The sequence below is a fragment of the Micromonospora sp. NPDC048830 genome (genome assembly GCF_043198215.1).
In the GTDB taxonomy this organism is placed as follows: domain Bacteria; phylum Actinomycetota; class Actinomycetes; order Mycobacteriales; family Micromonosporaceae; genus Micromonospora.
In genome coordinates, this window is sequence record NZ_JBICUP010000010.1 from 152,088 (window position 1) to 177,646 (window position 25,559).

The window sequence follows — 25,559 nt, forward strand, 5'->3', positions numbered from 1 at the left end:
CGGCGCGTCAGCGTTCGGGAATGCGGCCGAGTTGCTCCTCGATCGCCTCGCGGGTCAGGGCGGGCCGGCCGCCGGGGTGGCCGACGGTGGCCCCGGCCGCCGCGACGGCGTACCGGGCGACGCGCTCGCGCGGCTCGTCGCGCAGCAGCCCGACGGTGAGGGCGGCGACGAACGCGTCCCCCGCGCCGGTGGTGTCCACGGTGGGCGTCTCGCTCAGCGGCACGAACAGCTCCCCGCCGGGCCAGACGAACGCGTTGCCCTCGCCCGACACCTCCACCGCGACCAGCTCCGGCCCCCGGTCGCGCAGCTCGCGGGCGGCGCGCAGCCCGGCCTCGGCGTCCTTCGGCGGGTCCCCGACGAGCAGCCCGGCCTCCCTGCCGTCGGCCCGCAGCACGTCGGCGAGGGCGAGCAGTTCCCCGGCGGTCTCCTCGTCGGTGGGCGCGCCGTCGAGCAGCACCAGCCGGCCGGCCGCGCGGCCGATCCGGGCCGCCGCGAGCGCCGCGGCCGGCGGCTGCTGGAGCTGCACGAGCACCGCCCGGGCGGCGCGCACCGCGTCGGCCGCGCCGGTGACGTCCGCCTCGGTCAGCAGGGTCGGCTCGGGCAGGTCCTCGACGTACCGCCACCGGCCGCGGGCGTCCACGAGGTCGAGGATCAGGCCGGTCGGGGTGTCGGCGCGGCGCAGCACCGCCCGCACGTCGACGCCGTCGGCGCGGGCCCGGTCCAGCAGGCGCTCGGCGATGTCGTCGTCGCCGACGACCCCGAGCAGGCCGGGCCGCGCGCCGAGCTGGGCCAGGCCGACCGCCTGGTTGGCGCCCTTGCCGCCGAGCAGTTCCCGCCGTCGGCGCGCGGGCGCCGTGCCGGCGGGCCCCGGCACCTCGTCCACCAGCAGGACCAGGTCCCGCGCCACCTGCCCGACCACCATCGCGTCCAGTTCCGCCATGCGCCACTCTGTACCCGGCCCGGGCACCGTCACGCCGGTCGGCGGTGTCAGCCGGCTGCGGCCGGGTCAGCCGACCGGGGTGCGGCGGGTGCCGCGCGGCCCGACCAGCCGGCGGACGATCGGGGCGGCGTTCCACCGCGCCGCGCCGACCATGTCCCGGGCGTGCTCCAGCGGGGTGTAGTCGGGTCGGGCCAGGCCGTCGGCGATGGCCCGGTCCAGGTCGTTGCCGCAGCGGGCGAGCACGCTGTCGAAGTCGCGGCGGACCGGTTCGAGCAGGTGTTGACGTCCTCCCCGCCATGAATGGCGGGGATTCCGGCCTGCTACACCCCGGAGGGCGTGAGCGTCCGGTGGGTTACCGCTTCACCGCGCTGCGCCGGCATGGGTGCCGGTCTTACCCGCGCTCCACGGTCGTTGAGGTCCGCCCGTCCAGCGGCCCTGATGTTCCTGGCGGCGTTGACGTCCCGGTCATGGACACCGCCACACGGACAGGCCCATGACCGGATGTTCAACGCCAGCTTGTCACCGACACGCCCGCAGGTCGAACACATGCGGGTAGACGGCAGCCAGCGGTCCACCCGGGCGAAGGTGCGACCGTACCGGGTGGCCTTGTACTCCAACATCGCGACGAACGTCGCCCAGCCCGCGTCGTGCACGGACTTGGCGAGTTTGGTGCGGGCGAGACCGGCCACCGCGAGGTCCTCCACGTACACCGCTTGGCTGTCGCGGATGATCGTGGTCGACAGTTTGTGCAGCCAGTCCCGCCGTGTGTCGGCCACCCTCGCGTGCGCGCGGGCGACCTTCACGACGGCTTTCTTCCGGTTGTTGCTGCCCCGCTGCTTCCGGGACAGATCCTGCTGCAGCCGGCGCAGCTTCCGCGCCGCCCGGCGCAGAAACCTCGGCGCGGCGACCTTCGTGCCGTCAGACGAGCAGGGCGGCCTCGTCCGGGTCGTCCACCGTGGGCAGTCCCTCGCCGAGGGTGAGCAGGTCGACGTACGGGTGCAGCTGGAGCGGGCCCTCCGGCTCGGCCCAGCCGTGGTGCCCCGGCGGCACCTCGCCGATCGGCACGCCGTACCCGACCAGCGCCTTGACCTCGCTGGCCACCTGTAGGCAGCCGGGCACCCGACACCAGTACAGCGGCTTGACCCCGAGCGGGTCGCGGGCGAGATAGGTTCGCCCGGTGACCCGCTCGACCACCGTGAAGGCGTACTCGCCGCGCAGCCGGGTCACGGCGTCCTCGCCCCAGGCCAGGAACGCGGCGAGCACGACCTCCGTGTCGCTGTCGGTGCGGAACGCGTGACCGAGGCGGGTCAGCTCGGCGCGCAGGTCGCCGTGGTTGAAGACCTCGCCGTTGTAGCAGAGCACGAACCGCGCGTCGGCGGAGATCCAGGGCTGCACGGCCCGCTCCCGGTCGACGACGCGCAGCCGGCGGGTGCCGGCCAGCAGCCCGGCCTCCTGGCGGGTCTCGGTCACCTCGCCCCGCGGGGCGAGGGCGGCCAGCATCCGGCGGAAGGTGGCGGGGTCGGCCTCGGGGCCGACGCTCAGGGCGATGCCGCACACGGGTCAGGCCCCCATCTCGGCTTCGTACGCCCGGCGGAACCGGGGGCGGGCGGCGGGCGACAGGCACAGGTGCCACGCCTGGCCCTCGTCGACCACGTTGACCTCGCCCGCGCGCTGGCGGGCCAGCAGCAGGTCGGCCAGGGTGTCCCGGACGCCGAACCGCTCGAACCAGGCCAGTTCCACGTCGACGGCGTAGCCGAGGCAGTGGGCGCTGGGCAGCATCGCCGCGTACCCGAGGCGGCGTAGCTGGTACTGGTACTCGGTGCTGCGGACCAGGCTGGTGACCCACAGCGGCGGGGCGGCGGGCGGGGTGAGCCGGGCGAACTCGCGGCCGATGTCGTTGAGCAGGCCGACGACCTCCCGCCGGGCGCGCCGGAACCGCAGCCCGGCGGTGCGCGGCCGGGCGTCCGGCAGCAACTGTCGGCGCGCCGCCCGTACGCCGCGCCCGAGCAGCGTCGTGGGCTGCTCCTGGTAGCGGAACCGGAGCAGGTCGCGGCGGCGCAGCCATTCCAGGTCGACCAGGTCCGGGCTGGCGTGGAGCTGGGCGTCGGTGCGGTAGGCGGGGGCGTCGCGCCACCACATCACGTCGATGCGGGAGAGCAGGTAGATGCGGACCAGGGCGGTCAGGTTCCCCGCGGAGCTGCGCGGGTTCGGCCGGTAGCGGGCCATCTCCAGCAGCAGCGTCTCCCGGGCCCCGACCAGCCCCTGCGGCGTGGCCTCGAGGACCGCGGCGATCGCCGGCTCCCGCAGCCGCTCGTCGAGCAGCACCTGCCGCGCCGTGGTGGACGCCGCATCGGCGAGGGCGTTGACCTCGACCAGCAGGTCCATGACGGCGGCCCGGTAGGCGTCCAGGTCCGGGGTGGCGGGCGGGGTCGGCTGCGGGGCGCCCTCCGCGGGCAGCCGGTGCGTCGGCGCGGCGGAGGCGAGGGGCGTACCGGGTGGCTGGCCGGGGCTTCGGCTGGGCACTCGCATGGTCGGGTCCTCTCTCCCGGTGCGACTCGGCGTGGGCGACCTGAAACACACCGTAATCGGCACGAGTGGAGAGAGTCCGAATAATCCTCCTATCAGCCCCGGAAGGGCGTCGAGCGCCTCGTCGCACGCGCCCGGGGACGAACTACCGCACGGCCAGGCCCTGCACCTCCGCGTACGAGGGCGCCGCTGATCCGGCCCCGGCGTCGCCCGCGGCCACGGCGTCGACGACGGCGAGCGCGGCGCCCAGCGCGGCCCGGTACGGCAGCGAGCCGGTGCTGACCCGGGCCACCCCGAGCCGCCCCAGCTCGGCCAGCCCGGGGCCGCCCGGCCGGTACAGCACGTTGAGCGGCGCCCCGACCTCGGCCGCCAGCAGTCCCACGGTCTCCGGATCCGGCACCCCGGGCACGAAGATCCCGTCCGCGCCCGCCTCGCGGAAGGTCCGCGCGCGGCGCAGCGCCTCGGGCAGCGGCTCCGGCACACCGAGCCACCAGGCGTCGGTGCGGGCGTTGACGAACAGCGCGGGCACGGCGACCTTCACCGCCCGGATCGTGGCCGCGACCAGCGCCGGGTCGGCCAGGCCGCCGTCGGCTCGCCCGTCCTCCAGGTTGACGCCGACCACGCCGACGCCGGCCAACTCGGCGACGTACGCCGCCACCTGCGCCGGATCGTCGTCGAAGCCGCCCTCCACGTCGACGGTGAGCAGCACCGGCACGTCGCGCAGCAGCCGGGCCAGCCCGAGGGTCTCCTCACGGGTCGCGCCCACCCCGTCGGGAAGGCCGGCGGCCGCGGCGACGCCGAGGCTGGTGGTGCCGACCGCCGGATGGCCCCGGGCGGCGAGCGCCGCCGCCGAGGCATGGTCCCAGGCGTTGGGCAGCAGCAGCGGCCGGCCGGGCACGTGCAGCGCGCGGAAGGCCGCGCACCGCTCGGCGTGGCCACGGGCGGCGGTGTCGGTCGTCGGGGCTGGCACTTCCCGGTCGTCGGTCACCACCGCACCGTAACCGTCGGCCGAGCCCGGCGAGGCGGGCGGGCGATCGGGGCGAACGGGCCTTCGGCCGGGCCCGGCGATCGGGGCGGGGGCCAAGGGCGATCGGCGTACGGGCGCCGACCGGGCGACTTTACAACGTTGTATTTAACGTTGTAGAAACGACCGGAACGCCGCAGTGATCCGCAACACACCGCCCCAACCCCCAAGGCAGGTCCGATGCGACACCACCGCCGCGGCGGCGCGCTCGCCGCCGTCCTCGGTCTCCTCCTGGCGGCGACGGCAGCCGCGCCCGCCGCCGCCCGTCCCGACGCCGCCACCCGCTACCACAACCCGGTCTCGGCCGGCTTCGCCGACACCTTCGCCGACCCGGTCGTCGTCCGGGGCGCCGACGGCCTCTGGTACGCCTACGGCACCACCGACCCGCTGCACGAGGGCGAGCACCGGTTCCACCGGGTGCCGGTCGCCCGCTCGGCCGACCTGGTCGACTGGACCTACGTCGGCGACGCGTTCGGCCCCGACCAGCGCCCGCCGTACGCGGCCGAGGGCGCCGGGTTCTGGGCCCCCGACGTGCGCTACGTCGCCGGCCGGTACGTCATGTACGTGACCGTCACCGACACCACCGTCTCCCCCGACGGCGACTCCGCCATCGGCGCGGCCACCGCACCCACCCCCACCGGCCCCTGGACCTTCGCCCCCGACCCGGTGGTGGCGCCGCGGCCCGGCGGGGGCGGCGGCTGGCTCTGGACCTTCGACCCCAGCCAGTTCACCGACGTCGACGGCCGGCAGTACCTGTACTACGGCAGCTACTACGGCGGCATCTCGGTCACCGAACTGTCCGCCGACGGGCTGCGGACGGTCGGCGAGCCGACCCTCGTCGCGATCGACAACAAGTTCGAGGGCAGCTACGTGCTGCGCCGCGACGGCTGGTACTACCTGTTCGCCTCGACCGCCAACTGCTGCGCCGGCCCGGCGACCGGCTACTCCGTCCACGTCGGCCGCTCCCGCGGCCCGCGCGGCCCCTTCGTCGACCGGGACGGGCTGCGGCTGGACGCCTCCCGGGCCGGCGGGACGCCGGTGCTCACGCAGAACGGCAACCGCTGGATCGGCGCCGGCCACAACGGCTTCCTCACCGACCTGTCCGGCCAGGACTGGATCGTCTACCACGCCATCGACCGGGCCGACCCGTACCTGGACGAGCCGTTCGGCATCAACGAGCGGCCGATGCTGCTCGACCGGCTGGACTGGATCGACGGTTGGCCGGCCGTCAACGCCGGCGCCGGCCCGTCGGACGGCGCCCGGCCCGCGCCGGTGACCACCGCCCGGCTCGACGAGCGCTTCGACGCCCCCGGGCTCGCCCGCTGGCGCGACGCCGCCGGCGCCTGGCGGGTCACCGACGGGCGGCTCGTCGGCTCGGGCGCGCTGACCAGCCGCGCGGTGACCGGCGGCGACGTCCGGGCGGAGGCCGACCTGCGGCTGCCCGGTGCGACCTCGGCCGGCCTCACCCTCGGGGACGCCTCGGTGCGGGTGGACGTCTCGACCAGCCGGCTGGTCGCCGGGCAGGGCGACCGGGTGGCCACCGCCGCGCTGCCCGCCGGATTCGCCGCCGGCGACCGGCACAACCTGGCCGTCGAGGTACGCGGACGCGACCTGGTGGCCGAGCTGAGCCCGGCCCGGCTCGGCGACCAGGAGGCGGTGGTGTCGCTGCGGCTGGCGGGGCCGGCGGCCGGCCCGCTCACCCTGACCGCGGCCGGCGGCGACGCGGAGTTCGACAACGTCAGCGCGGCCCGGCTGCACCGGCCGGTCCCCCGGGCGGTCGCGGCGCCGCGCGCCGGAGCGCCCCTGCCGCAGTGGTCGGACGAGTTCGACGGCGGCCTCGGCCCGGCGTGGCGGTGGGTCCGGCCCGCCCCGTCGGCCGGCGTCTCCGGCGGCGCGCTGCGCTGGCCGGTGCAGGCGGGCGACCTGGTCGGCACCGGCAACTCCGCCGGTGTGCTGCTGCGGGACGCCCCGGCCGGCGACTACGTGGTCGAGACCAGGGTGAGCCTCGACCTCGGCGAGGAGTCCGTCCGCAACTACCAGCAGGCCGGGCTCGTCGCGTACGTCGACGACGACCGGTTCGCCCGACTTACCCAGGTGGCCATCTGGAACACCCGGCAGGTCGAGTACGGCTACGAGCTGCCCTTCGCCGGCCGGCCGGTGTACGGGGGCAACATCGTCGGCGCCCCGGCGACCACCACCTGGCTGCGGCTGGCCCACCGGGTCGACCCGGTCACCGGGGAGCACGAGTTCCGGGCCGGCTCCAGCCGGGACGGCACGAACTGGACCTGGGGCGGGGTGTGGACGTTCCCGGCCGACACCACGCCCCGGATCGGGCTGGTCGCGCACGGCGGCGCCCAGCCGGCGGTGACGGCGGAGTTCGACTACGTGCGCTTCTACGCCGGCAGCTGATGAGGAGCCGGCAGCTGATGAGGAGCTGGACGGCCGGGGTGGGTGCGGCACCCCGGCCGTCCGCCCGGGCCTCGATTCCCGGCGGGAAGAGGTCCTCTCCCAGTTCCACCGAGCCGGGGCGTTCCCGCAGCCCCCGGTCGTGGGAGCTGCCCTCATCCGGCCATCGGTCTGACCGTTCGGGCAGTCCCGTCATGCCCGCGCGCGACCACGAACGCGCCGGACGGCGTCCGGGGCGCCGTCCCCGACGGGTTGTGCCGGTCGCCGAAGCGGCGTCGGGGCCGTGATGAAAGGCTTGTGGCATGAGTTCCGCACCGACACCGACCGACCCCACCACCCCCGGCGACCCCGACGACGCGGGCGCTTTCGCGGACCTCGGTCTGCGCGCCGAACTGCTGCACGCCCTGGCCACGCTCGGCTACGAGGAGCCGACGCCGATCCAGCGGGAGGCGATCCCGCCCCTGCTGGCCGGCCAGGATCTGCTGGGCCAGGCGGCCACCGGCACGGGCAAGACGGCCGCGTTCGCGCTGCCGCTGCTGCAGCGGATGCCGGACGAGCGGCCCGGCGGTGACCCGGTGGCGCTGGTGCTGGTGCCCACCCGGGAACTCGCGGTGCAGGTCTCGGAGGCGTTCCACCGGTACGGCAAGGACCTGGGCACCCGGGTGCTGCCGATCTACGGCGGCCAGCCGATCGGCCGGCAACTGCGCGCCCTCGACGCCGGGGTCGACGTGGTGGTGGCCACCCCGGGGCGGGCGCTGGACCACATCGCCCGGGGCACGCTGCGGCTGGGCGAGTTGACCACGGTGGTGCTCGACGAGGCCGACGAGATGCTCGACATGGGCTTCGCCGAGGACATCGAGGCGATCCTGGAGCACGCCCCGCAGCAGCGGCAGACCGTGCTGTTCTCGGCGACGATGCCGGCGCGTATCGACGGGATGGCCCGGCAGCACCTGACCGACCCGGTGCGCATCCAGATCGAGCGGGAACAGCCGGTGGCCGGGGAGGCGCCGCGGGTGCGCCAGAGCGCGTACATCGTCGCGCGGGCGCACAAGCCGGCGGCGCTGGGCCGGGTGCTCGACGTGGAGTCCCCGACCGCCGCGATCGTCTTCTGCCGCAGCCGGGAGGAGGTGGACCGGCTCACCGAGACGATGAACGGGCGCGGGTACCGGGCCGAGGCGCTGCACGGCGGGATGAGCCAGGAGCAGCGGGACCGGGTGATGGGACGGCTGCGCGCCGGCACGGCCGACCTGCTGGTGGCCACCGACGTGGCCGCCCGGGGGCTGGACGTGGAGCAGCTCACCCACGTGGTCAACTACGACGTGCCGTCGGCCCCCGAGTCGTACGTGCACCGGATCGGTCGGGTGGGCCGGGCCGGGCGCGAGGGGGTGGCGATCACCCTCGCCGAGCCGCGCGAGCACCGGATGCTCAAGACCATCGAACGGGTGACCGGGCAGCGGATCGACGTCGACAAGATCCCCACCGTGGCCGACCTGCGGACCAGGCGGCTGGAGCTGACCCAGGCGGCACTGCGCGAGAGCCTGCTGGAGGACGACCTGGAGCCGTACCGGGTGATCGTCGAGTCGCTGTCGGACGAGTTCGACATGGTGGAGGTCGCGCTCGCGGCGGTGAAGCTGGCGCACGAGGCCACCCTGCCCGGTGCCGCCGAGGAGGAAGAGGAGATCCCGCAGGTCGCGGTGCGCCCGCCCCGGGAGCCCCGTCCCGGGTACGAGGCGCGCGAACGGCGTCCGGCCCGAGGCCGCGCTGGTACGACGCAGGTGTTCGTGGGGCTGGGACGACGCGCCGGCGTACGCCCGCAGGACCTGGTCGGGGCGATCACCGGGGAGACCCGGGTCAGCGGGCGGGACATCGGCTCGATCGAGATCGCCGACCGGTTCTCCCTGGTGGAGGTGCCGGTCGGCCTGGCCGACGAGGTGATCGCCGGCCTGCGCAACAGCACCATCAAGGGCCGCAAGGCGACGGTGCGCCGCGACCGTGATGGCGACGGCGGCGGCGACCCGGGCCGCCGCTTCGACGGCCGGGACCGGCGGTTCGACGGCGGTGACCGGCGGTTCGACGGCGGTGACCGGCGTCGCCAGCGTTCCTGACGCGCCGGTCGACGGGTGGGAGGCGGGTGGGACCGGTGACGGACCCCGGCTCCCACCCGTCGACCCCGGCGGGTAAGGCCTGCCACCTGACAGCGGCTGGAGTCACGGCGCGGTGAGCGCCGGCGCGTCGAGTGCCTCCGCGTCGACGTCGGCCGGACGCAGCGCCAGGGCGAGCACGTCGGCGACGTCGGCGAGGGTGTGGATGGTCAGCGCCTCCCGCACCTCGGCCGGCAGGTCGTCCAGGTCCGGCTCGTTGCGCGCCGGGATGATCACCTCGGTCAGGCCGGCGCGGTGGGCGGCGAGCAGCTTCTGCTTCACCCCGCCGACGGGCAGCACCCGCCCGGAGAGGGTCACCTCGCCGGTCATCCCGAACTCGGGGCGTACCGGTCGGCCGCTGGCCAGCGACGCCAGCGCGGTGACCATGGTGATGCCGGCGCTGGGGCCGTCCTTGGGCACCGCGCCCGCCGGGACGTGCAGGTGGATCCGCCGGCCCGCGAGGGCGTTCGGGTCCAGCCCGAGCCGCCGCCCGTTGGAGCGCAGGTACGACCACGCGATGTGCCCGGACTCCTTCATCACGTCGCCGAGCTGGCCGGTCAGGGTCAGCCCCGGCTCGCCCTCCATGCTGGTCGCCTCGATGAACAGCACGTCGCCGCCGGCGCCGGTGACGGCGAGGCCGGTGGCCACGCCGGGCACCGCGGTCCGCTCCGCCGACTCCGGGGTGAACTTCGGTCGGCCCAGGTAGCGGGCCAGGTTGTCGGTGTCCACGCGGATCGGGTTCGGGTCGGACGCCAGGGCGACCGCGACCTTGCGCATGATCTTCGCCAGGGCCCGCTCCAACTGCCGGACGCCGGCCTCCCGGGTGTACTCCCCCGCGATCCGGGCGAGCGCCTCGTCGCCGACCGTCACCTCGTCGGCGGTCAGCCCGGCCCGCTCCCGCTGCCGCGGCAGCAGGTGGTCGCGGGCGATGGCGACCTTCTCGTCCTCGGTGTAGCCGTCGAGGGTGACCAGCTCCATCCGGTCCAGCAGCGGGCCGGGGATGGTCTCGACCACGTTGGCGGTGGCCAGGAACAGCACGTCGGACAGGTCGAGGTCGACCTCCAGGTAGTGGTCCCGGAAGGTGTGGTTCTGCGCCGGGTCGAGCACCTCCAGCAGGGCGGCGGCCGGGTCGCCGGCGTAGCCGACGGCCAGCTTGTCCACCTCGTCGAGGAGCACGACCGGGTTCATCGAGCCGGCCTCGCGCAGCGCCCGGACGATCCGGCCGGGCAGCGCGCCGACGTACGTGCGCCGGTGGCCGCGGATCTCCGCCTCGTCGCGGACGCCGCCGAGCGACACCCGGACGAAGGTGCGCCCGAGCGCCCGGGCGACCGACTCGCCGAGGCTGGTCTTGCCGACGCCGGGCGGCCCGGCGAGGGCGAGCACCGCGCCCGAGCCGCGCCCGCCGACCACGCCGAGGTTGCGCTCGGCGCGCCGGTTGCGCACCGCGAGGTACTCCAGGATGCGGTCCTTCACGTCGGCCAGGCCCGCGTGGTCGGCGTCGAGCACCGCGCGGGCCGCGTCGAGGTCGGTGTTGTCCTCGGTACGCGTCGTCCACGGCATCTCCAGCACCGTGTCGAGCCAGGTACGGATCCAGCCCGCCTCCGGGGAGGCGTCGCTGGCCCGCTCCAGCTTGCCGACCTCCCGCAGTGCCGCCTCGCGGACCTTCTCCGGCAGCTCGGCGGCCTCGACCCGGGCCCGGTAGTCGGCGGAGCCGTCCGGCTCGTCCTCGCCGAGTTCCTTGCGGATCGCGGCGAGCTGCTGGCGGAGCAGGAACTCGCGCTGGGACTTCTCCAGCCCCTCCCGGACGTCGGTGTTGATCCGCTCGGTGACCTCCTGCTCGGCCAGGTGGTCCTTCACCCAGCCGACCAGCAGCTCGAGGCGGGCGGTGACGTCGGGCGCGGCGAGCAGTTCGGTCTTCTGCGCGAGGCTGAGCCAGGGCGCGTAGCCGGCGGCGTCGGCCAGCTCGGACAGGTCGGTCATCCGCTCCATGGCGTCGATGACCTGCCAGGCGCCGCGCTGTTGCAGCAGGGAGGTCGTCAGGGCGCGGTACTCGCGGGCGAGTTCCCGGGCCCGGCCGGTGGGGGCGGGTTCGTGCAGTTGGGTCGCCTCGACCCAGAGGGCGGCGCCGGGGCCGGGCACGCCGGAGCCGATCCGGGCCCGGGACAGGCCGCGGACGACGGCGGCGGGTTCGCCGCTGGGCAGTCGGCCCACCTTCTCGATCGTGGCGACGACCCCGACGGGGCCGTACTCGCCGTCGATGCGGGGCACGGCGAGAAGCTTCTTGTCGCCGGTGACGCGAGCCGCGTCGACCGCGGCCTGGGTGGTCGGGTCGAGGGTCACCGGGATGACCATGCCGGGCAGCAGGACGGCGTCGGTCAGTGGAAGTACCGGAAGAGTAGCCATCGAACACCTGCTATCGCGTTGGGTTGAGCGTGTCAGGCTCAAGTCCCGGAGCGCCGCCCTTCTTCCCCAATGTGATCCACGACACTCAGCGGCAACCGGACGGGACCGCCGGAAGGCCACGCGCGAGACTGGCAATTTCCACCACAGGCGCGGGAATCGGCGGTGGTTAACGCGACGCGCCGATTACAGGCGGGCATATTCTTGCGGATTTGGCGGGGCATACGTCAAACTCTTACCACACCCCGCCCCACACAAGGAGTAATTGACAATGGCCCGGAAAGTAATCACCGTTCTGACGGACGACCTCGACGGCGGGCAGGCGGATCGGACCGTCGAGTTCAGCCTCGATGGCGTTGCGTACACCATCGATGTCTCCGACGAGAACGCCGGCACCCTGCGCAAGGCACTCGACCCCTTCATCAACGCTGGCCGACGCATCGGTCGGGGACCGGTCGACACCGGCCGGGCCAGCCGCCGCGTCGGCCGGCCCGCCGTCTCCGGAATGGACCGCGAGCAGAACCGCGCCATCCGGGAATGGGCAGCCAAGAACGGGTACGAGATTTCCGACCGCGGGCGGATCCCGGTCTCGGTCGTGGAGGCCTACAAGAACCGCTGATCCGCTCCGCGGATCAGCGGTCGGGCACGCCGAGGTCGCGCCGGAGACCGGCCGACCTGGGCTTTTCGCCCGACGCAAATTCCACGGCAGATGCGGGCCGGCGGGCTTGGAAACGGTGCGGGGCCGTCCGGGGGTTCGATCCCCGGGCGGCCCCGGCTTTCGCGCCTCGTGACGTCGCCGCCGGCTCGACTCACCCGGATCGCACACCGCGTCGAAGGCTGACGTCCGTTCGCCCGCGCCGGCATTGGGACGCGGAGCGATCCGGCACCGGCCACGCGCGCCGCCGGGCGGCCGGACACGTCCGCGTGGATCCTGTCCATCGAATTGCCGCCCGGCCCGATCCGGTCGTCGACTCATGGCCCGGGCGGCCGGCATCCCGGCGGGATACATCGACCATGACCAGTGCGGCCGCAACGTCGCACGTCGACGGTCGACGATGCCATTACCGCACCGTCGGCCGCCCCGGGCGGGCATGGTCGGGAAGGTCCTGTCCGTTCCCCCGAAGCGCGAAGCGGCGCGGGAGAAGGTCCAACCTGGACCGGGGAAGCGGCGGGACGGAAGACGGTGCGGACCGCCGGATGGGGCGGCCGAAATCAGTCGGCGCAGAGATGGGCGAAGCCGAAGCCGTCCCGCATCTCCTCGCCCCTTTCCCGCAGCCGCCGGATGTCCCGGTCGAGCTGCTCCCGGGGCAGGAGGTCGGACGCGGCGGCGTCCAGGGCGCGCAGCCGCTCGCCGACGGCCGCGGCGGCCAGGTCCTCGGCGAGCCGGCCCGGGGCCACGCCGCAGGAGAAGCGGTGCTCCCACACCTCGACCCGCTCCACCAGGCAGCGGCCGGGGGACACCTCCACCCAGCTCCACCCCTCGGCCGGCCCGTCCGTCCAGCGGACGTGCAGGCCCCGGACGATCGGGTCGGCCAGCCGCCGGGCCACGTACGCCTCCAGCGCGGCGGCCCGGGCGAGCGCGCCGAGGTCGTTGACGTGCCCGCTGCGGCCGTCGGGCAGCCGGCCGACGATGTCCCTGAACGCGACCGGGGCGGCCTCGCCCAGGTCCTCGTGCTCCGGCTCGGGCCCGACGGCATCGGCGTAGCCGCGGGCGTCGATGACGTACTCGACGAGGCGACGGCCATCGTCGGCGGCGCGCAGGGTGGGCGAGACGATCCGCAGCACCGCCAGGCCCACCGCCGCGCAGAGCGCGTTCTTCATCCGCTCACCACGCCCCGCCGCAGGGTCGGCCGCCGCCGGGGGCCCGATCTCCACGGCGAACAGCGGGTGCCCGGTGTCGCCGGCGCAGATCACGAAGTCGAACGACTCCCGGCCGGCCGAGTTCCACTGGTGACCGGTGACGCCGGGCGGGCGGCCGTGCAGCAGTTCCACCAGCCGCCGCGCGCCGTACACCAGCTGGCCGCCACGGGCGAGCAGCGGCCCGCGGTCGGTCGACGCCACGAGCGGGCGTAGCAGGGAGCCGTGGTCACTACCGGTGCTCGTCATCCGCCTGTTCCATCCGTCGCCGTCGACCGGCCCGAGTCTAGGCCGCCGGAAACCCGCCCCGGCGCGGGCGGCCCGCGTCACGGGTACCCGGGCGGCCCGCGCGCCCGGCGACCGGGTTCTCTAGGCTCAGCGGGTGCACAGTGGACCGGCCCCGGAACTGTTGACCAAGCGCAGCCTCGTCGCTGTCTCCCACGCCATCGAGCAGGCCGCACTGGCCACCGCCGAGGACGGCCCGCTGCTGGTCATGGCGCTGTTCCAGCGAATGCCGTACCTGGAGCGGGAGCTGCCGGTCTGGGCGCGGATCGCCGCGACGGCCGCGGTGACCGTGGTGGGCGTGGCGGGGCAGCGTCTCGAGGCGCTGCCCGCCGGGCTGTGCGGGGTGGCCCTGGGCGATTCCGAGGACCTGGCCCGGGAGTGGAGCGTGATCGCGCTGACCCCCCGGTTCGGCGCGGCCCTGGTCGCGTACGACCGGGCGGAGGTCGAGCCCGCCGCCACGCTGGAGTCGGGCCGGCTCTTCGAGGGGCGGTGGGCGTTCCGCCGGGACGAGGCACTGCACGAGGCGCTGCGGCTGCGCGAGCGGCTCGCCGAGCGGCTGCCCGCGCCGGTCCGCGCCGCCGTGGACGACGTCCTGCTCCGGGTACGCGACCTGCCCGCCACGCCCGGCGAGACGCGCGGCGAGGCGGCGCTGCGGCTGGTGTTCTCCCGCGCGGAGCGGGCCGTGCGGGCGCGCCGGGCGACGGGCCCGGACGGCGGGGCGGTGACCGCCAAGGGCGGCCCGACGCTGCTGGACGAGCCGGGGATGCGGCGGTGGACGGACGCGGACGGGGTCACCGCCTCGGGCACCCTGCCGGTGGCGTTGGTGGGCGTACGGGTCGACGAGCCGCCCGGCGTGCCGGAGCGGTTGGGGCGGCGCACCACCGGCCGGGAGGCGCAGGCGCTGATCCGCGCGGTCACCGCCCCGCTGCGCCCGGTCGACCGGGCGGTGCGCCTGACGGACCAGGAGTACCTGCTGATCCTGCCGTCGCTGACCGAGGAGCAGGCGGTGGCGGTGGCCGGCCAGGTGCACGAGGCGGTCGCCGGGCTGGCCCAGTCGTACCCGTTCGTCGCCTTCGCGGTGCACGCGGCGGTCACGGTGACCACCCGGCGGCCGCTGCCCGTGGCCGACGTCCGGCACGCCGTCGCGTGGGCCGCCCGGGAGGGCGTGCCCGTGGCCCGGCTGGCCCCGGAGTCGGCCGAGGCGCCGACCGGACCGTAGGGTGGTCGCCGTGCGGGTGGGGCGGCCGGGGTGCCGGTGCTCGTCACCTATCCCCGTACGGTGCCGCAGGCGCTGCGGGAGCTGGCCGAACTGCTCGCCGCGCTCGGCGTACCCGGGGAACCGGGCTGGCTGCGGGCGGCCCGGCGGGCCTGGGCGGCGCCGACGCCGGCGGAGGCCCGCCCGGCGGTCGTGCCCGACGAGCCGTACCGGTTCACCGCCGACGACGGCCCGGAGGCCTTCCCCGGCACGCCGTGTGCCCTGGTCTCCGGCCGGCATCTCACCTGGTACGGCCCGTCCCTGGCCGAGGCGCCCGCGCTGCTCGCCGCGCAGCTGGCCCGGCCCGTGGTCCACCCCGCCTGACAGCTGCGCCGCCCATCGCCCCGGGTCGATCGGACCGGGTGGATCGGGTCGAAGGTCCCGACCCGAAGCGGACCCATCGGCCCTGACCGGGACGCCGGTGACGGGGGTCCAATGAAGATGTCACCGGGAAGCGCGGTGCGAGGCACAGGAAGGGACGTGGAGACCATGACCGCGACGATCGAGCGGACCACCGCCGGGACCACCGCACCGACGGCCAGGACCGAGACCCCCCGGGACACCGCCGGGACGCCGACCCCGGCGGCCGGGCCCGAGACCCGCCGGGGGCGGGCCACCCGGTACGTCCTCGCGGGCGTCCGCATCGCCCTGGGCTGGACCTTCCTCTGGGCCTTCCTCGACAAGGCGTTCGGCCTCGGCCACGAGACCGCGGCGAAGAACGCCTGGATCAACGGGGGCAGCCCGACCAAGGGATTCCTCGCCTTCGGCACCGCCGGCCCGTTCGAGGGCCTCTACCACGGCATCGCCGGCGCGGCCTGGGCGGACTGGCTGTTCATGACCGGCCTGGCCGGGATCGGGGCGGCCCTGCTGCTCGGCGTCGGCACGCGGATCGCCGCCGTCGCCGGTGGCCTGCTGCTGGTGATGATGTGGACCGCCGTCCTTCCCCCGGCGAACAACCCCTTCATGGACGACCACCTCGTCTACGCCGCGGTGCTGGCGGTGCTAGCCCTCACCGACGCCGGTGAGACCCTCGGCCTCGGCCGGGCCTGGAAGCGGCTGCCGATCGTCCGGCGGTTCCCCTGGCTGCGATGACCCGATCCGCATCCCCACGGCGGGGCGCCACCGCACCCGGTGGCGCCCCGCCGTCACGTGCTGGGGGTGGCCGGCATCTGCCCGCTGTCGCTGCGCGCGCCGGCCGCCGCTGGCGGGCGACGGCGGCGGGCGGGACCGCCGGGGATCGATGGATCACGATCCGGCAGGATCGACGGTGACCACACCGGAGACACCGAGCAGGAGGCGTACGGCATGGACAAGCCTGAGGTTGGCCCGATCGAGGGCGCGCCGCCCGCCGATCTCGTCATCGAGGACATCACCGTCGGCGAGGGCCCGGAGGCCAGCGCCGGCCAGCGCGCCACCGTCCACTACGTCGGGGTCGCCCACTCGACCGGCCGGGAGTTCGACGCCTCCTGGAACCGGGGCGAGGCGTTCGAGTTCCCGCTCGGTGGGGGCCGCGTCATCGCCGGCTGGGACCAGGGCGTCGTGGGCATGCGGGTCGGCGGCCGGCGCAAGCTGACCATTCCGCCGCACCTCGGGTACGGCAGCCGGGGCGCGGGCGGCGTCATCAAGCCGGGCGAGACGCTCGTCTTCGTCGTCGACCTGCTCGGCGTCCGCTAGTGGGGACGGGGTCGTCGGCACGTTCCGGCGACCCCGTCACCGGCGCTCGACCGGACTCCGGCGGGCGGCTCGACCGCGCGCCGGCCGGGGGATCAGGCGCAGGCCAGCACCGGCGCGGCGGACGGCTGCGCCGGCGGCACGAGCGACCCCAGCGGGCAGGCGAGCGACGGCGCGACGAGCGACCCGCCCGGCGCGACGAGCGACAGCGACCCGACCGGGGCGCCCTGGTGGATCGGGATGACCCGGTGCAGGCCCGTCACGCGCAGCACACGGGCGACCGTGGGCGCCGGGTCGACCAGCACCAGCACGCCGCCGCGGGCGCGGATGCGGCGGTGGGCGGCGACCAGGGCCCGGACGCCGGCGGTGGAGAGCAGCCGGACGCCGGAGAGGTCGAGCCGCAGCAGCGGCCGGGACGGCGCGGCCCAGAGCGCCGAGCGGAGCGCGCCGACGGTGGCGATGTCGATCTCGCCGCTCGCCCGCATCTGCACCGCGTGGTCGTCCACGACGACCTGCACGTGGAACCGGTCGTTGCCCTCCTGCATGACCAAGAATCTAGTAACTAGCCGCCCCCACCGACATTTCCGCCCTCCTCGGGGGTGACTCCGGGTACACCCAGGGTCCGACCCTGAGCCACCCGGAGGGCCGGCGCCGGCCGGCCCGCCACCGCGTGGGTGACGGGCCGGCCGGCGGTCGTTCCTCCCCTGATCAGCCGCCGCTGGCCGAGGGCGCCGGCGCGGGCGCGCTGCCCCCGGCGACCGCGCCCGGGTGCGGCACCGCGGCCGGGGCCGGGCGCAGGCCCGCCGGGACCGGCAGGGCGCTGCCCTTGGCGAACTCGTCCCAGCTGACGTTCCACGCCGTCCAGCCGTTGCCCGCCTGCAACTGCACCTCGGTGCCCTTGACGGTGACGAGGTCGCCGACCTGGGTGATCCCCATGAGCCAGTCGGCCGCGGTGGCGGAGACGTTGGCGCAACCGTGGGAGACGTTGGTGTAGCCCTGGTCCCCCTCCGACCACGGCGCCGCGTGGATGAACTCGCCGCCCCAGGTCAGCCGCTGGGCGTCGTCGACGTCCACGACGTAGCCGCCGTCCGGCTCGCCGCGGGTGTCGAACGTGGTCCGGTCGTGCTTTTCCATGATCACCATTTTGCCGCTGGAGCTGGGCGTGCTCGGCTTGCCCAGGCTGACCGGGATGCGCCGCAGCAGTTTGCCGTCCTGGAACACCGACATCTGCTTGTTGGCGTTGTCGATGTCGAGGGCGACCTGACGGCCGATCTTCGAGGTGGCCTTCCGGTCGGCGTCGCCGATGAGGCTCTTGCCGATGGGCAACCCCTCCAACGCGGCCCGGATGCTGATCTTCGTACCGGGCCGCCAGAAGTCCGGGGCGCGGTAGTACACCTGCGTGCCGTCCTCGAGCCACGACCAGGTGCCCGGCTGCGGCGGGTCGGTCTTGACGAACAGCCGCTTCTGCACGTCCGCCCGGGCCTCCTTCGGCACGCCCGGCTCGAACGCCACCGTCACCGGCATCGCCGTGCCGTACGTCTGGTTGCCGGTGAAGTAGAGGGTGCTGGTGATCGGCGGCGTGTTCGGCTTCCGCATCGTGGTGAACGTCGTCGTGCTCGTGGTGGTCTTCCCCCGGTCGCCGGTCGCCGTCACCTCCGCGGTGTACGTCCGGCCATTCGCCAGCGGCTCGCTCGGCACCCAGGTCGACCCGTCCTCGCGGGGCTCCCCCCGGACCTCGGTCCCCTTGTCGTCCCTGAGCCGGACGGCGGTGACCCGGCCGTGGGCCACGGTCGTGCCGATCTCGGCGCTGATCGGGACCTCCCGGGCCCGGTCGGCGGGCGACAGCGTGACCGTCGGCGGCGACGCCTCCCGCGCCGACTCCGCCTTCCGGTCGGCGGTGCATCCGCCGACGGCCAGTGGCGTGGCCGCGACGGCCACCGCGAACAGGGTCATTCGCCGCCTCAGATCCATATTCCGCACCCCATTTCCACTCCCCCTTCGGCCACATTCTGTACGGCCCGACTCACCCTCCGACGCGGTTTACGGAAAGCGGGCGGAGCAATTACCGGTGGTTTCGCCGCAAGCGCGACGAACATCGTCCGGGGCGCCGTACGTCCCGGACGCCGGCCGTCCGCTCAGTCCCAGTCCTGGTCGCCGTGGTTGCGTTCCCAGCGACCGCCCACCGGTGGGGTGTCCAGCCGGGTGGCGGGTCCGCCGTTGCCGGCCAGGTCGTTGTCCTCCACCCGGCAGTCGACGCAGCTGCCCCGCTCGGTGATCCACAGTCCGTGGGTCTGCGTCCGGTCGTCGTGGTTGTCCCAGATCCGGTTGCCCCGGATCGTGGCCGAGTCGACGGCGGCGTTGAGGGTGATGCCGGCCCGGCAGTCCGGCGCCGCCGCCAGCTCGTAGGGGCAGCCGGGCGGCGGGGTGTCCCCGCTCCAGGCGGAGAAGGCGCCCGGGCGGACCGGGGCGAGGGTCAGCTCGGTGGCGTTGTTCGCGGCCACCACCGCGACACGGTTGCCCACCCGCAGCACCTTGCCCCGGTGGCCGTCGTCCGGCCAGTTCGCCGACCGGTCGACCAGCGACTTGTCGTTGTAGCGGACCGACTCGCCGCCCCCGCCGCACGCGCTGGCGCACTGCCGGCCGTTGTTGCGGACGCGGTTGTTGAGCAGCACCGCGTCGGCCACCGGCCGGTCGATCCGGATGCCGTCCAGGCCGTTGCCCCAGACGTCGTTGCTCTCGATGACCACGTCCCGCGCCGTGCCCTGGTAGCCGTGCCCCAGGTTGTGCTGGTGGTAGCCGTGGGCGCCGTTGCCGCTGATCCGGTTGCCCCGGACGGTGTACGGACCGGGGGTGTTGCCCATGCTGATCCCGTCGCGGACGTTGCCGTCGATGACGCAGTCGGTCAGCAGGCCGCCCCGCCCGGCGACCCCCGAGGTCCCCTTGGCGGAGACGTCGAAGCCGGCCTCCAGGTTGCCGGTGAGGGTGCAGGCCGAGACGATCAGCCCGTCGGCACCCCAGTCGGAGATGCCGAACCGGTTGCCCTGGCTGTGGCAGCCGACGATCCGGTAGCCGCGCGGCGGCGGCCAGGAGCGCTTCTGCAGCTCCAGGAAGATGCCGTTGGTGCCGTTGCCGACGGTGGTGCAGTTGGCGATCGTGAGGCGCTCCACCGTCCCCCAGCCGCCGATGCCGACGCCGATGCCCGCGCCGCCCATCTCCTCCCCGTTGTCCAGCCGGCCGCAGCCGACCGCGATCACCGACTCGATCAGGCAGTCCTGGAGGAAGTCGCAGCCCAGCCCGGTCGCGGCGGTGTGGTGGATGTAGAGGTTGCGGAACGACCCGCGCACCACGTACTGGAGGCCGAGCCCCTTGGCGAGGTAGCTGTACTCGGCCATGGCCACGCCGGAACCGTCGATCTCGAAGTCGGCGAAGGTGCAGTCGGCGATGTGCCGGTCCGGGCCGGCGCCGTGCTGGACCGCGGTCCAGAAGGCGAGCGGGGTCGGGTCGGCGCGGTTGCCCTCGTTGCTGAGCAGGAACCGGGTGGCGCCGGGGCCGGCCCCGATCAGCGAGACCCCGCTGCGCCAGACCGTGCCCGCGTCCCGGATGGCGTAGATGCCCGGCGGGCAGTAGATCACCCGCGCCCGCCCGTCGGCGGCGTAGCCGTCGCCGAGGCGGTCCACCAGGGCGGCCAGCGCCGGCTGGTCGTTGGTCACCCCGTCGCCGCGCAGCCCGTACTGGGTCGCGTCGCAGTGCAGCGGCGCCCCGGCGACGGCCGGGCGGCGGTACCGGACGGCGTCGGGCAGCCCCACGAACGGCACTCGGCTCTCCCCTCGGCGGTCGGGCCGCCGGGTCCGCCCGGGCGGCCGTCGACGGCCCCTTTCGTCGACGGCGCCGTCTTCCCGCCCGGCGGGGGCGGAAAACGCGTACCGGGCCGGCCGGAATCGCGGAATGGCGCTCTCGGCACCGTTTCGCGGCCGGCGGCGCAATTGCGCCCGGAAATGCCACGCTGTCCGTGATCGGGGAGCTACGAACAATGGCGACGGGAATGGCCGCCGGGGTGGCGCGCGCGTTTCGCGGGGGTGGGGTGCCGGTGTCCGGTCCCGTGGTGCGCCGGGACCGGACACCGGGGTCACACGTTCGCCACCAGCAGGGCGGGCTGCTCGACGCAGTCGGCGACGTGGCGCAGGAAGCCGCCGGCCACCCCGCCGTCGCACACCCGGTGGTCGAAGGTAAGGCTGAGCTGCGTCACCTTGCGCACGGCGAGCTGGCCGTCGACCACCCACGGCTTGTCCACGATCCGCCCCACCCCGAGCAGCGCCGCCTCCGGGTGGTTGATGATCGGGGTGGAGCCGTCGACGCCGAACACCCCGTAGTTGTTGAGGGTGAAGGTGCCGCCGGTGAGGCGGGCCGGCGGCAGGGTGCCGGCCCGGGCCGCGGCGGTCGCCTCCGCCAGGGCCACGGCCAGCTCCCGGGTGGTGAGCCGCTCGGCGTCGCGCAGCACCGGGACGACCAGGCCCCGGTCGGTCTGCGCGGCGATGCCCAGGTGCACCCCGCGCGACTGGACGATCCGCTGCCCCTCGGTGTCGACGCGGGCGTTGAGCTGCGGGAAGCGGCGCAACCCGCTGAGGCAGATCCGGGCCAGCAGGGCCAGGATGCTCACCGGCTCGTCCGGGGTCGCGGCGTTGATCGCCCGGCGGGTCTCCACCAGCGCCGTGGCGTCCACGTCGACCCAGACGGTCACCTCGGGGATCTCCCGGCGGCTGCGGGAGAGCTTGTCCGCGATCGCCCTGCGGATGCCGGTGAGCGGGATGACCAGGTCGTCGGCGTCCGGCGCGGCCCGATCCGGCGCGGGCCCGGCGGCCGGCGCGGCGGTACGGGCGGCGAGGGCGGCCTCGACGTCGGCGCGGCGGACCACCCCGCCCGGTCCGGTGCCGCGCAGGGTGGCCGGGTCGATGCCGTGCTCGCGGGCCAGCCGCCGGACGATCGGCGAGATGACCAGCGCGGGCCCGGCCGGTGCGGGCGCCGGTGCGGCGACGGGTTCCGCCGGCCGCGGCCCGGGGGCCCGGGACGCGGGTTCCGGGACGACCGCGAGACGCGGGCGGCGCCGCCGGCGGCCCGTCCCGCCGTGCCCGGTGCCGTACCCGATGAGGACGTTGCCGGAGCCGGCGCGCTCCTCCTCCCGGTACGCGGCATGCCCCGCGGGCTCGTCGCCGGCGGCGGAGTCCAGCGGCGCGATGGTGATCAGCGGCTGGCCGACGGGGCGGGTCTCGCCGGCCGCCCCGTGCAGGGCCACGACCCGCCCGGCGTACGGGCAGGGCACGTCCACGACGGCCTTGGCGGTCTCCACCTCGACGACGGTCTGGTCCACCGTGACCACGTCGCCGACGGCGACCCGCCACTCGACGATCTCCGCCTCGCTGAGCCCCTCCCCGAGGTCGGGCAGGAGGAAGTCCCGGGTGCCGGTGGTGGTGGTCATGCCGCCACCCACCGCGGGTCGGGCTGGTCGTCCCACTGGAGCCGGGCCACCGCGTCGAGCACCCGGTCCACGCCGGGCAGGTGGGTGTGCTCCAGCATCGGCGCCGGGTACGGGATGTCCAGGCCGGCGACCCGCAGCACCGGGGCGTGCAGGGCGTGGAAGCAGCGCTCCTGCACCCGGGCGGCGATCTCCGCGCCGACGCCGGCGAAGCCCTGCGCCTCCTGGACCACCACGCACCGGCCCGTCCTGCGCACCGAGGCGGTGATCGTGGCGTCGTCGAACGGCACGATCGTGCGCACGTCCACGACCTCCAGGTCCCAGCCCTCCTCGCGGGCGGCCTCGGCGGCCTCCAGAGCGACCGGCACGGCCGGCCCGTACGCGACGAGGGTGGCGTCGCGGCCCGCCCGGCGTACGACCGCCCGGCCGAACGGCTCGGTACGGGCGGGCAGCTCGGCCTCCGCGCTGGAGAAGTAGAGCTTCTTGGGCTCCATGAACACGACCGGGTCGGGGTCGGCGATCGCCTCGCGCAGCAGCGAGTACGCGTCGGCGACGGTCGCCGGGGTGACCACCTTCAGGCCGGGGGTGTGCGCGTAGTACGCCTCGGACGAGTCGCAGTGGTGCTCCACGCCGCCGATGCCGCCGGCGTACGGGACGCGGATGACCATCGGCGCGCTGAGCGCGCCGCGGGTGCGGTTGCGCAGCTTCGCCACGTGCGAGGCGATCTGCTCGAACGCCGGGTACGCGAACGCGTCGAACTGCATCTCCACGACCGGCCGCAGCCCGGACATGGCCAGGCCGACGGCGAAGCCGACGATGCCGGCCTCGGCGAGCGGGGTGTCGAAGCAGCGGCGGTCCCCGAAGCGGTCCTGGAGGCCGTCGGTGATCCGGAAGACGCCGCCGAGCCTGCCGACGTCCTCACCGAAGACGAGCACCCGCTCGTCGTCGGCCAGCGCGTCGGCGAGCGCGGCGTTGAGCGCCTTGGCCATGGTGGTGGCGGTCATCAGGCATCCCCCTCCCCGTCGGCGGCGGCCAGTTCGGCGCGGACCAGGTCGCGCTGCTCGACGAGTTGGGGGGTCGGCTCGGCGTAGACGTGGTCGAACAGGCTCAGCGGGTCCACCTCGGGCTTGTCGTGCATCCGCCGGCGCAGGTCGGCCGCGTACGCCTCGGCCTCCTCGGCGATCGCCGCGACGGCGGCGTCGTCGAGCGCCCCGCGCGAGCGCAGGTACGTCTCCAACCGGGCGACCGGGTCGCGGTCGCGCCAGGCGTCGACCTCGGCGCCGTCGCGGTAGCGGGTGGCGTCGTCGGCGTTGGTGTGCGGCTCCATCCGGTACGTGTGCGCCTCGACCAGGAACGGGCCGTGGCCGGCGCGGGCGTGCTCGACCGCGCGGGTGAGCACGGCGAGCACGGCGACCGGGTCGTTGCCGTCGACCTGCTCGCTGGGCACGCCGTAGCCGATCCCCTTGTACGCCAGGCTGGGGGCGGCGGTCTGCCGGGACAGCGGGACGCTGATGGCGTACCTGTTGTTCTGCACGAAGTAGACCACCGGGGCCTTGAAGACCGCGGTGAAGTTCACGCCCTCGTGGAAGTCGCCCTCGCTGGTCGCGCCGTCGCCGACGAACGCCAGCGCCACGGTGTCGCGCCCCTGGTGGGCCTCGCCGTAGGCGAGCCCGGCGGCGTGCACGCACTGGGTGCCGAGGGGGGTGCACTGGGGGGCGGTGTGCCGGGCCGTCGGGTCGTACCCGCAGTGCCAGTCGCCGCGCAGCAGGGTGAGCACCTCGACGGGGTCGATGCCCCGGGCGACCAGGGCCATGGACTCGCGGTAGGTCGGGAAGACCCAGTCGGTGTCGCGGACGGCGAGCACGGCGGCCACCTGGCAGGCCTCCTGGCCCCGCGACGACGGGTAGACGGCGAGGCGGCCCTGCTTGGTCAGGGCGGTGGCCTGGGTGTCGAAGCGGCGGCCGACCACCATCCGGCGGTACATCTCGCGCAGCGCCTCGACGGGCGGCTCGGGATAGTTGGCGTGGGCCGGCAGCGGGGTGCCGTCGGGTTCCAGCAGCCGGACGGGCTCGATCTGCGGGAGCAGGGCGGCGGACGGGTCGGTGACCCCCTGCTCCCGGGCGGCCGGTGCCTTGGTGGGCTGCTCGGCCGGTTGGCGGGGGCGAGGGGATGCCCTGCGGACCGCCGGGGGTGTGGTCGTCACGGCGAGGACCTCCTGGACGTGTGGTTGGCCCTATGCTCCTGCCGTTGGATGATTGACTCAAGATTCACGACCGACGCGGGATGAATGGTACCTGAGAGGGGCGGATGTGAGCCAGCAGACCAGTCCCCAGCCGGGCTCGGCGCACGGGGCGGGACGTTCGGCCGGGCCGCTCGACGGGATCGACCGGCGTATCCTGGACGAGCTGGTCCGGGATGGACGGATGTCGGTGCGTACGCTGGCCGACCGGGTGCACGTCTCCCGCACCAACGCGTACGCCAGGGTGGAGCGGCTGCTGCGCGACGGCGTGATCGCCGGGTTCCAGGCGCGGGTGGTGCCCGAGCCGGCCGGGCTGGGCACGTCCGCCTACATCGCGTTGACCATCGAACAGAACACCTGGCGGGAGGTGTCGGCGGAGCTGGCCCGGGTGCACTACGTCGAGCACGTCGCGCTGCTCAGCGGCGAGCACGACGTGCTCGCCCTGGTCCGGGCGCCGGACAACGCCACGCTGCGGGACGTGGTGCTGGAGCGGGTGCAGAGCATCGCCGGGGTGCTGTCCACCCGGACCTGGCTGGTCTTCCGGGAGTTCGACGGCACGCAGAGCCCCTGGCAGTGAGGGAATGGACCCGGCGGGTGGGTCAGCGCTCCGGCGGGGCCGCCAGGCCCTCACGGTCGGCCAACTCCAGCAGCGGTTCGAGGGAGAAGCACGGCCCGTCGAGGCCGGCGTGCGGGTCGCCGCGCTCGGCGAACCGGGCCGGCATGCTCGACACGTCGAAGTCCTCCGGCCGGGCGTCGTCCAGCTCTGACCAGTCCAGCGGCGCGGACACCAGGGCCGCCGGGGTGGGCCGGATCGAGTACGCCGAGGCCATGGTGTGGTCGCGCGACATCTGGTTGTAGTCGACGAACACCGCCCGGTCCCGCTGCTCGCGCCACCAGGTGGTGGTGACCAGGTCCGGTAGGCGCCGCTGCATCTCCCGGCCCAGCGCCAGCACCGCCCGGCGGCAGTCGCCGAAGCTCCACCGCGGCTCGATCGACAGGTACACGTGCAGCCCCCGACCGCCGGTGGTCTTCGGGTGGCCGGTCATGCCCAGCTCGGCGAGGAACGCCCGGACCTCGTGCGCGACGGGCACCACCTGCGCGAAGTCGACCCCGGGCAGCGGGTCCAGGTCGATGCGCAACTGGTCGGGGCGGTCCACGTCGGCGGCCGTCACCGGCCACGGGTGGAAGCGCAGGGTGCCCAGGTTCGCCGCCCAGGCCACCACGGCCAGCTCGCTCGGCGCGACCTCGTCGGCCGTGCGCCCGCTCGGGAAGGTGATGTGCGCGGTGCGGACCCAGTCGGGCGCGCCGGCGGGCAGCCGCTTCTGTTGACTTCCTCTGCCCCCTG

Annotated in this window: 19 protein-coding genes and 4 pseudogenes; 8 read left to right on the forward strand and 15 right to left on the reverse strand. The window is 75.0% G+C overall.

Going from position 1 to position 25,559, the window contains the following annotated elements:
* Positions 1–7: 7 nt before the first annotated feature.
* The 6 genes and pseudogenes from ACGFIZ_RS12205 to ACGFIZ_RS12230 all read right to left on the reverse strand — a co-directional run bounded on the left by ACGFIZ_RS12205 (position 8) and on the right by ACGFIZ_RS12230 (position 4,454).
* Positions 8–940: a PfkB family carbohydrate kinase gene (locus ACGFIZ_RS12205; RefSeq protein WP_393418486.1), complete on the reverse strand. Its 933-nt coding sequence runs from the start codon at positions 938–940 to the stop codon at positions 8–10.
* 66 nt (positions 941–1,006) lie between these two features.
* Positions 1,007–1,219, reverse strand: a pseudogene (locus tag ACGFIZ_RS12210) (asparagine synthetase B); the annotation flags it as partial.
* A 41-nt stretch (positions 1,220–1,260) separates the two neighbouring features.
* Positions 1,261–1,830 carry an RNA-guided endonuclease InsQ/TnpB family protein gene (locus ACGFIZ_RS12215; RefSeq protein WP_393418542.1) on the reverse strand — a complete coding sequence of 190 codons (570 nt, stop codon included), beginning with the start codon at positions 1,828–1,830 and terminating at the stop codon, positions 1,261–1,263.
* A gap of 29 nt (positions 1,831–1,859) precedes the next feature.
* A pseudogene (locus ACGFIZ_RS12220) lies at positions 1,860–2,497 on the reverse strand (asparagine synthetase B); the annotation flags it as partial.
* A 3-nt stretch (positions 2,498–2,500) separates the two neighbouring features.
* A complete protein-coding gene (locus tag ACGFIZ_RS12225; RefSeq protein WP_393418488.1) occupies positions 2,501–3,469 on the reverse strand; it encodes a DUF5715 family protein in 969 nt (322 codons plus the stop codon).
* Positions 3,470–3,611: 142 nt separating this feature from the next.
* On the reverse strand, positions 3,612–4,454 hold the full coding sequence (locus tag ACGFIZ_RS12230) for an isocitrate lyase/phosphoenolpyruvate mutase family protein (protein WP_393418490.1): 843 nt from the start codon (positions 4,452–4,454) through the stop codon (positions 3,612–3,614).
* Between the two features lie 216 nt (positions 4,455–4,670).
* Here ACGFIZ_RS12230 and ACGFIZ_RS12235 point away from each other — a divergent pair, with 216 nt between their 5' ends.
* Both ACGFIZ_RS12235 and ACGFIZ_RS12240 read left to right on the forward strand, forming a co-directional pair.
* Positions 4,671–6,899, forward strand: coding sequence for a family 43 glycosylhydrolase (locus ACGFIZ_RS12235; RefSeq protein WP_393418492.1), 2,229 nt, complete (start codon positions 4,671–4,673; stop codon positions 6,897–6,899).
* 299 nt (positions 6,900–7,198) lie between these two features.
* Positions 7,199–9,001 (forward strand): DEAD/DEAH box helicase, encoded by a 1,803-nt coding sequence (locus ACGFIZ_RS12240; protein ID WP_393418494.1) that lies wholly within the window; start codon positions 7,199–7,201, stop codon positions 8,999–9,001.
* Positions 9,002–9,103: 102 nt separating this feature from the next.
* Here the strand turns inward: ACGFIZ_RS12240 and lon are convergent, their stop codons facing one another.
* A complete protein-coding gene (lon, locus tag ACGFIZ_RS12245; protein WP_393418496.1) occupies positions 9,104–11,440 on the reverse strand; it encodes an endopeptidase La in 2,337 nt (778 codons plus the stop codon).
* A 268-nt stretch (positions 11,441–11,708) separates the two neighbouring features.
* Between lon and ACGFIZ_RS12250 the strand changes: the two genes are divergently transcribed.
* Positions 11,709–12,056 (forward strand): Lsr2 family protein, encoded by a 348-nt coding sequence (locus tag ACGFIZ_RS12250; protein ID WP_393418498.1) that lies wholly within the window; start codon positions 11,709–11,711, stop codon positions 12,054–12,056.
* Between the two features lie 593 nt (positions 12,057–12,649).
* On the opposite strand, the gene ACGFIZ_RS12255 is transcribed toward ACGFIZ_RS12250, so the two are convergent.
* Positions 12,650–13,543 (reverse strand): DUF2726 domain-containing protein, encoded by an 894-nt coding sequence (locus tag ACGFIZ_RS12255; RefSeq protein WP_393418500.1) that lies wholly within the window; start codon positions 13,541–13,543, stop codon positions 12,650–12,652.
* A 133-nt stretch (positions 13,544–13,676) separates the two neighbouring features.
* Here ACGFIZ_RS12255 and ACGFIZ_RS12260 point away from each other — a divergent pair, with 133 nt between their 5' ends.
* The 4 genes and pseudogenes from ACGFIZ_RS12260 to ACGFIZ_RS12275 all read left to right on the forward strand — a co-directional run bounded on the left by ACGFIZ_RS12260 (position 13,677) and on the right by ACGFIZ_RS12275 (position 16,508).
* Positions 13,677–14,798 carry a DICT sensory domain-containing protein gene (locus tag ACGFIZ_RS12260; protein ID WP_393418502.1) on the forward strand — a complete coding sequence of 374 codons (1,122 nt, stop codon included), beginning with the start codon at positions 13,677–13,679 and terminating at the stop codon, positions 14,796–14,798.
* Positions 14,799–14,819: 21 nt separating this feature from the next.
* Positions 14,820–15,158: pseudogene (locus tag ACGFIZ_RS12265) on the forward strand (helical backbone metal receptor); the annotation flags it as partial.
* A 156-nt stretch (positions 15,159–15,314) separates the two neighbouring features.
* Positions 15,315–15,926, forward strand: a complete 612-nt coding sequence (locus ACGFIZ_RS12270; RefSeq protein WP_393418504.1) for a DoxX family protein — start codon at positions 15,315–15,317, stop codon at positions 15,924–15,926.
* 213 nt (positions 15,927–16,139) lie between these two features.
* Positions 16,140–16,508, forward strand: coding sequence for an FKBP-type peptidyl-prolyl cis-trans isomerase (locus ACGFIZ_RS12275; RefSeq protein WP_393418506.1), 369 nt, complete (start codon positions 16,140–16,142; stop codon positions 16,506–16,508).
* 92 nt (positions 16,509–16,600) lie between these two features.
* Here the strand turns inward: ACGFIZ_RS12275 and ACGFIZ_RS12280 are convergent, their stop codons facing one another.
* The 6 genes from ACGFIZ_RS12280 to pdhA all read right to left on the reverse strand — a co-directional run bounded on the left by ACGFIZ_RS12280 (position 16,601) and on the right by pdhA (position 24,178).
* Entirely contained in the window at positions 16,601–17,050 is a 450-nt protein-coding gene (locus ACGFIZ_RS12280; protein ID WP_393418508.1) for an STAS domain-containing protein, read from the reverse strand.
* Positions 17,051–17,213: 163 nt separating this feature from the next.
* Positions 17,214–18,458 carry an Ig-like domain-containing protein gene (locus tag ACGFIZ_RS12285; protein ID WP_393418510.1) on the reverse strand — a complete coding sequence of 415 codons (1,245 nt, stop codon included), beginning with the start codon at positions 18,456–18,458 and terminating at the stop codon, positions 17,214–17,216.
* A 182-nt stretch (positions 18,459–18,640) separates the two neighbouring features.
* Positions 18,641–20,320 carry a right-handed parallel beta-helix repeat-containing protein gene (locus tag ACGFIZ_RS12290; protein ID WP_393418512.1) on the reverse strand — a complete coding sequence of 560 codons (1,680 nt, stop codon included), beginning with the start codon at positions 20,318–20,320 and terminating at the stop codon, positions 18,641–18,643.
* Positions 20,321–20,631: 311 nt separating this feature from the next.
* Positions 20,632–21,990, reverse strand: a complete 1,359-nt coding sequence (locus ACGFIZ_RS12295) for a dihydrolipoamide acetyltransferase family protein (protein ID WP_393418514.1) — start codon at positions 21,988–21,990, stop codon at positions 20,632–20,634.
* Positions 21,975–22,979 (reverse strand): alpha-ketoacid dehydrogenase subunit beta, encoded by a 1,005-nt coding sequence (locus ACGFIZ_RS12300; protein ID WP_393418516.1) that lies wholly within the window; start codon positions 22,977–22,979, stop codon positions 21,975–21,977. Before ACGFIZ_RS12300 ends, ACGFIZ_RS12295 begins: the two co-directional genes overlap by 16 nt.
* Positions 22,979–24,178 carry a pyruvate dehydrogenase (acetyl-transferring) E1 component subunit alpha gene (gene pdhA / locus ACGFIZ_RS12305; protein ID WP_393418518.1) on the reverse strand — a complete coding sequence of 400 codons (1,200 nt, stop codon included), beginning with the start codon at positions 24,176–24,178 and terminating at the stop codon, positions 22,979–22,981. The genes ACGFIZ_RS12300 and pdhA overlap by 1 nt, the downstream gene beginning before the upstream one ends.
* Positions 24,179–24,284: 106 nt before the next feature.
* On the opposite strand from pdhA, the gene ACGFIZ_RS12310 reads away from it, so the two are divergent.
* Complete coding sequence (locus tag ACGFIZ_RS12310) at positions 24,285–24,791, forward strand: Lrp/AsnC family transcriptional regulator (protein ID WP_393418520.1); 507 nt, start codon at positions 24,285–24,287, stop codon at positions 24,789–24,791.
* Positions 24,792–24,813: 22 nt separating this feature from the next.
* Here ACGFIZ_RS12310 and ACGFIZ_RS12315 read toward each other — a convergent pair.
* Positions 24,814–25,554: pseudogene (locus ACGFIZ_RS12315) on the reverse strand (DNA polymerase domain-containing protein); the annotation flags it as partial.
* Positions 25,555–25,559: the final 5 nt, after the last annotated feature.

What these genes read in the sequence shown, in the direction of transcription:
- ACGFIZ_RS12205 (WP_393418486.1), bottom strand. Translation starts at nt 940, where the DNA reads ATGGCGGAACTGGACGCGATGGTGGTCGGGCAGGTGGCGCGGGACCTG.
- ACGFIZ_RS12225 (WP_393418488.1), bottom strand. Translation starts at nt 3,469, where the DNA reads ATGCGAGTGCCCAGCCGAAGCCCCGGCCAGCCACCCGGTACGCCCCTC.
- ACGFIZ_RS12235 (WP_393418492.1), top strand. Translation starts at nt 4,671, where the DNA reads ATGCGACACCACCGCCGCGGCGGCGCGCTCGCCGCCGTCCTCGGTCTC.
- ACGFIZ_RS12240 (WP_393418494.1), top strand. Translation starts at nt 7,199, where the DNA reads ATGAGTTCCGCACCGACACCGACCGACCCCACCACCCCCGGCGACCCC.
- lon (WP_393418496.1), bottom strand. Translation starts at nt 11,440, where the DNA reads ATGGCTACTCTTCCGGTACTTCCACTGACCGACGCCGTCCTGCTGCCC.
- ACGFIZ_RS12250 (WP_393418498.1), top strand. Translation starts at nt 11,709, where the DNA reads ATGGCCCGGAAAGTAATCACCGTTCTGACGGACGACCTCGACGGCGGG.
- ACGFIZ_RS12255 (WP_393418500.1), bottom strand. Translation starts at nt 13,543, where the DNA reads ATGACGAGCACCGGTAGTGACCACGGCTCCCTGCTACGCCCGCTCGTG.
- ACGFIZ_RS12275 (WP_393418506.1), top strand. Translation starts at nt 16,140, where the DNA reads ATGGACAAGCCTGAGGTTGGCCCGATCGAGGGCGCGCCGCCCGCCGAT.
- ACGFIZ_RS12280 (WP_393418508.1), bottom strand. Translation starts at nt 17,050, where the DNA reads ATGCAGGAGGGCAACGACCGGTTCCACGTGCAGGTCGTCGTGGACGAC.
- ACGFIZ_RS12285 (WP_393418510.1), bottom strand. Translation starts at nt 18,458, where the DNA reads ATGACCCTGTTCGCGGTGGCCGTCGCGGCCACGCCACTGGCCGTCGGC.
- ACGFIZ_RS12300 (WP_393418516.1), bottom strand. Translation starts at nt 22,979, where the DNA reads ATGACCGCCACCACCATGGCCAAGGCGCTCAACGCCGCGCTCGCCGAC.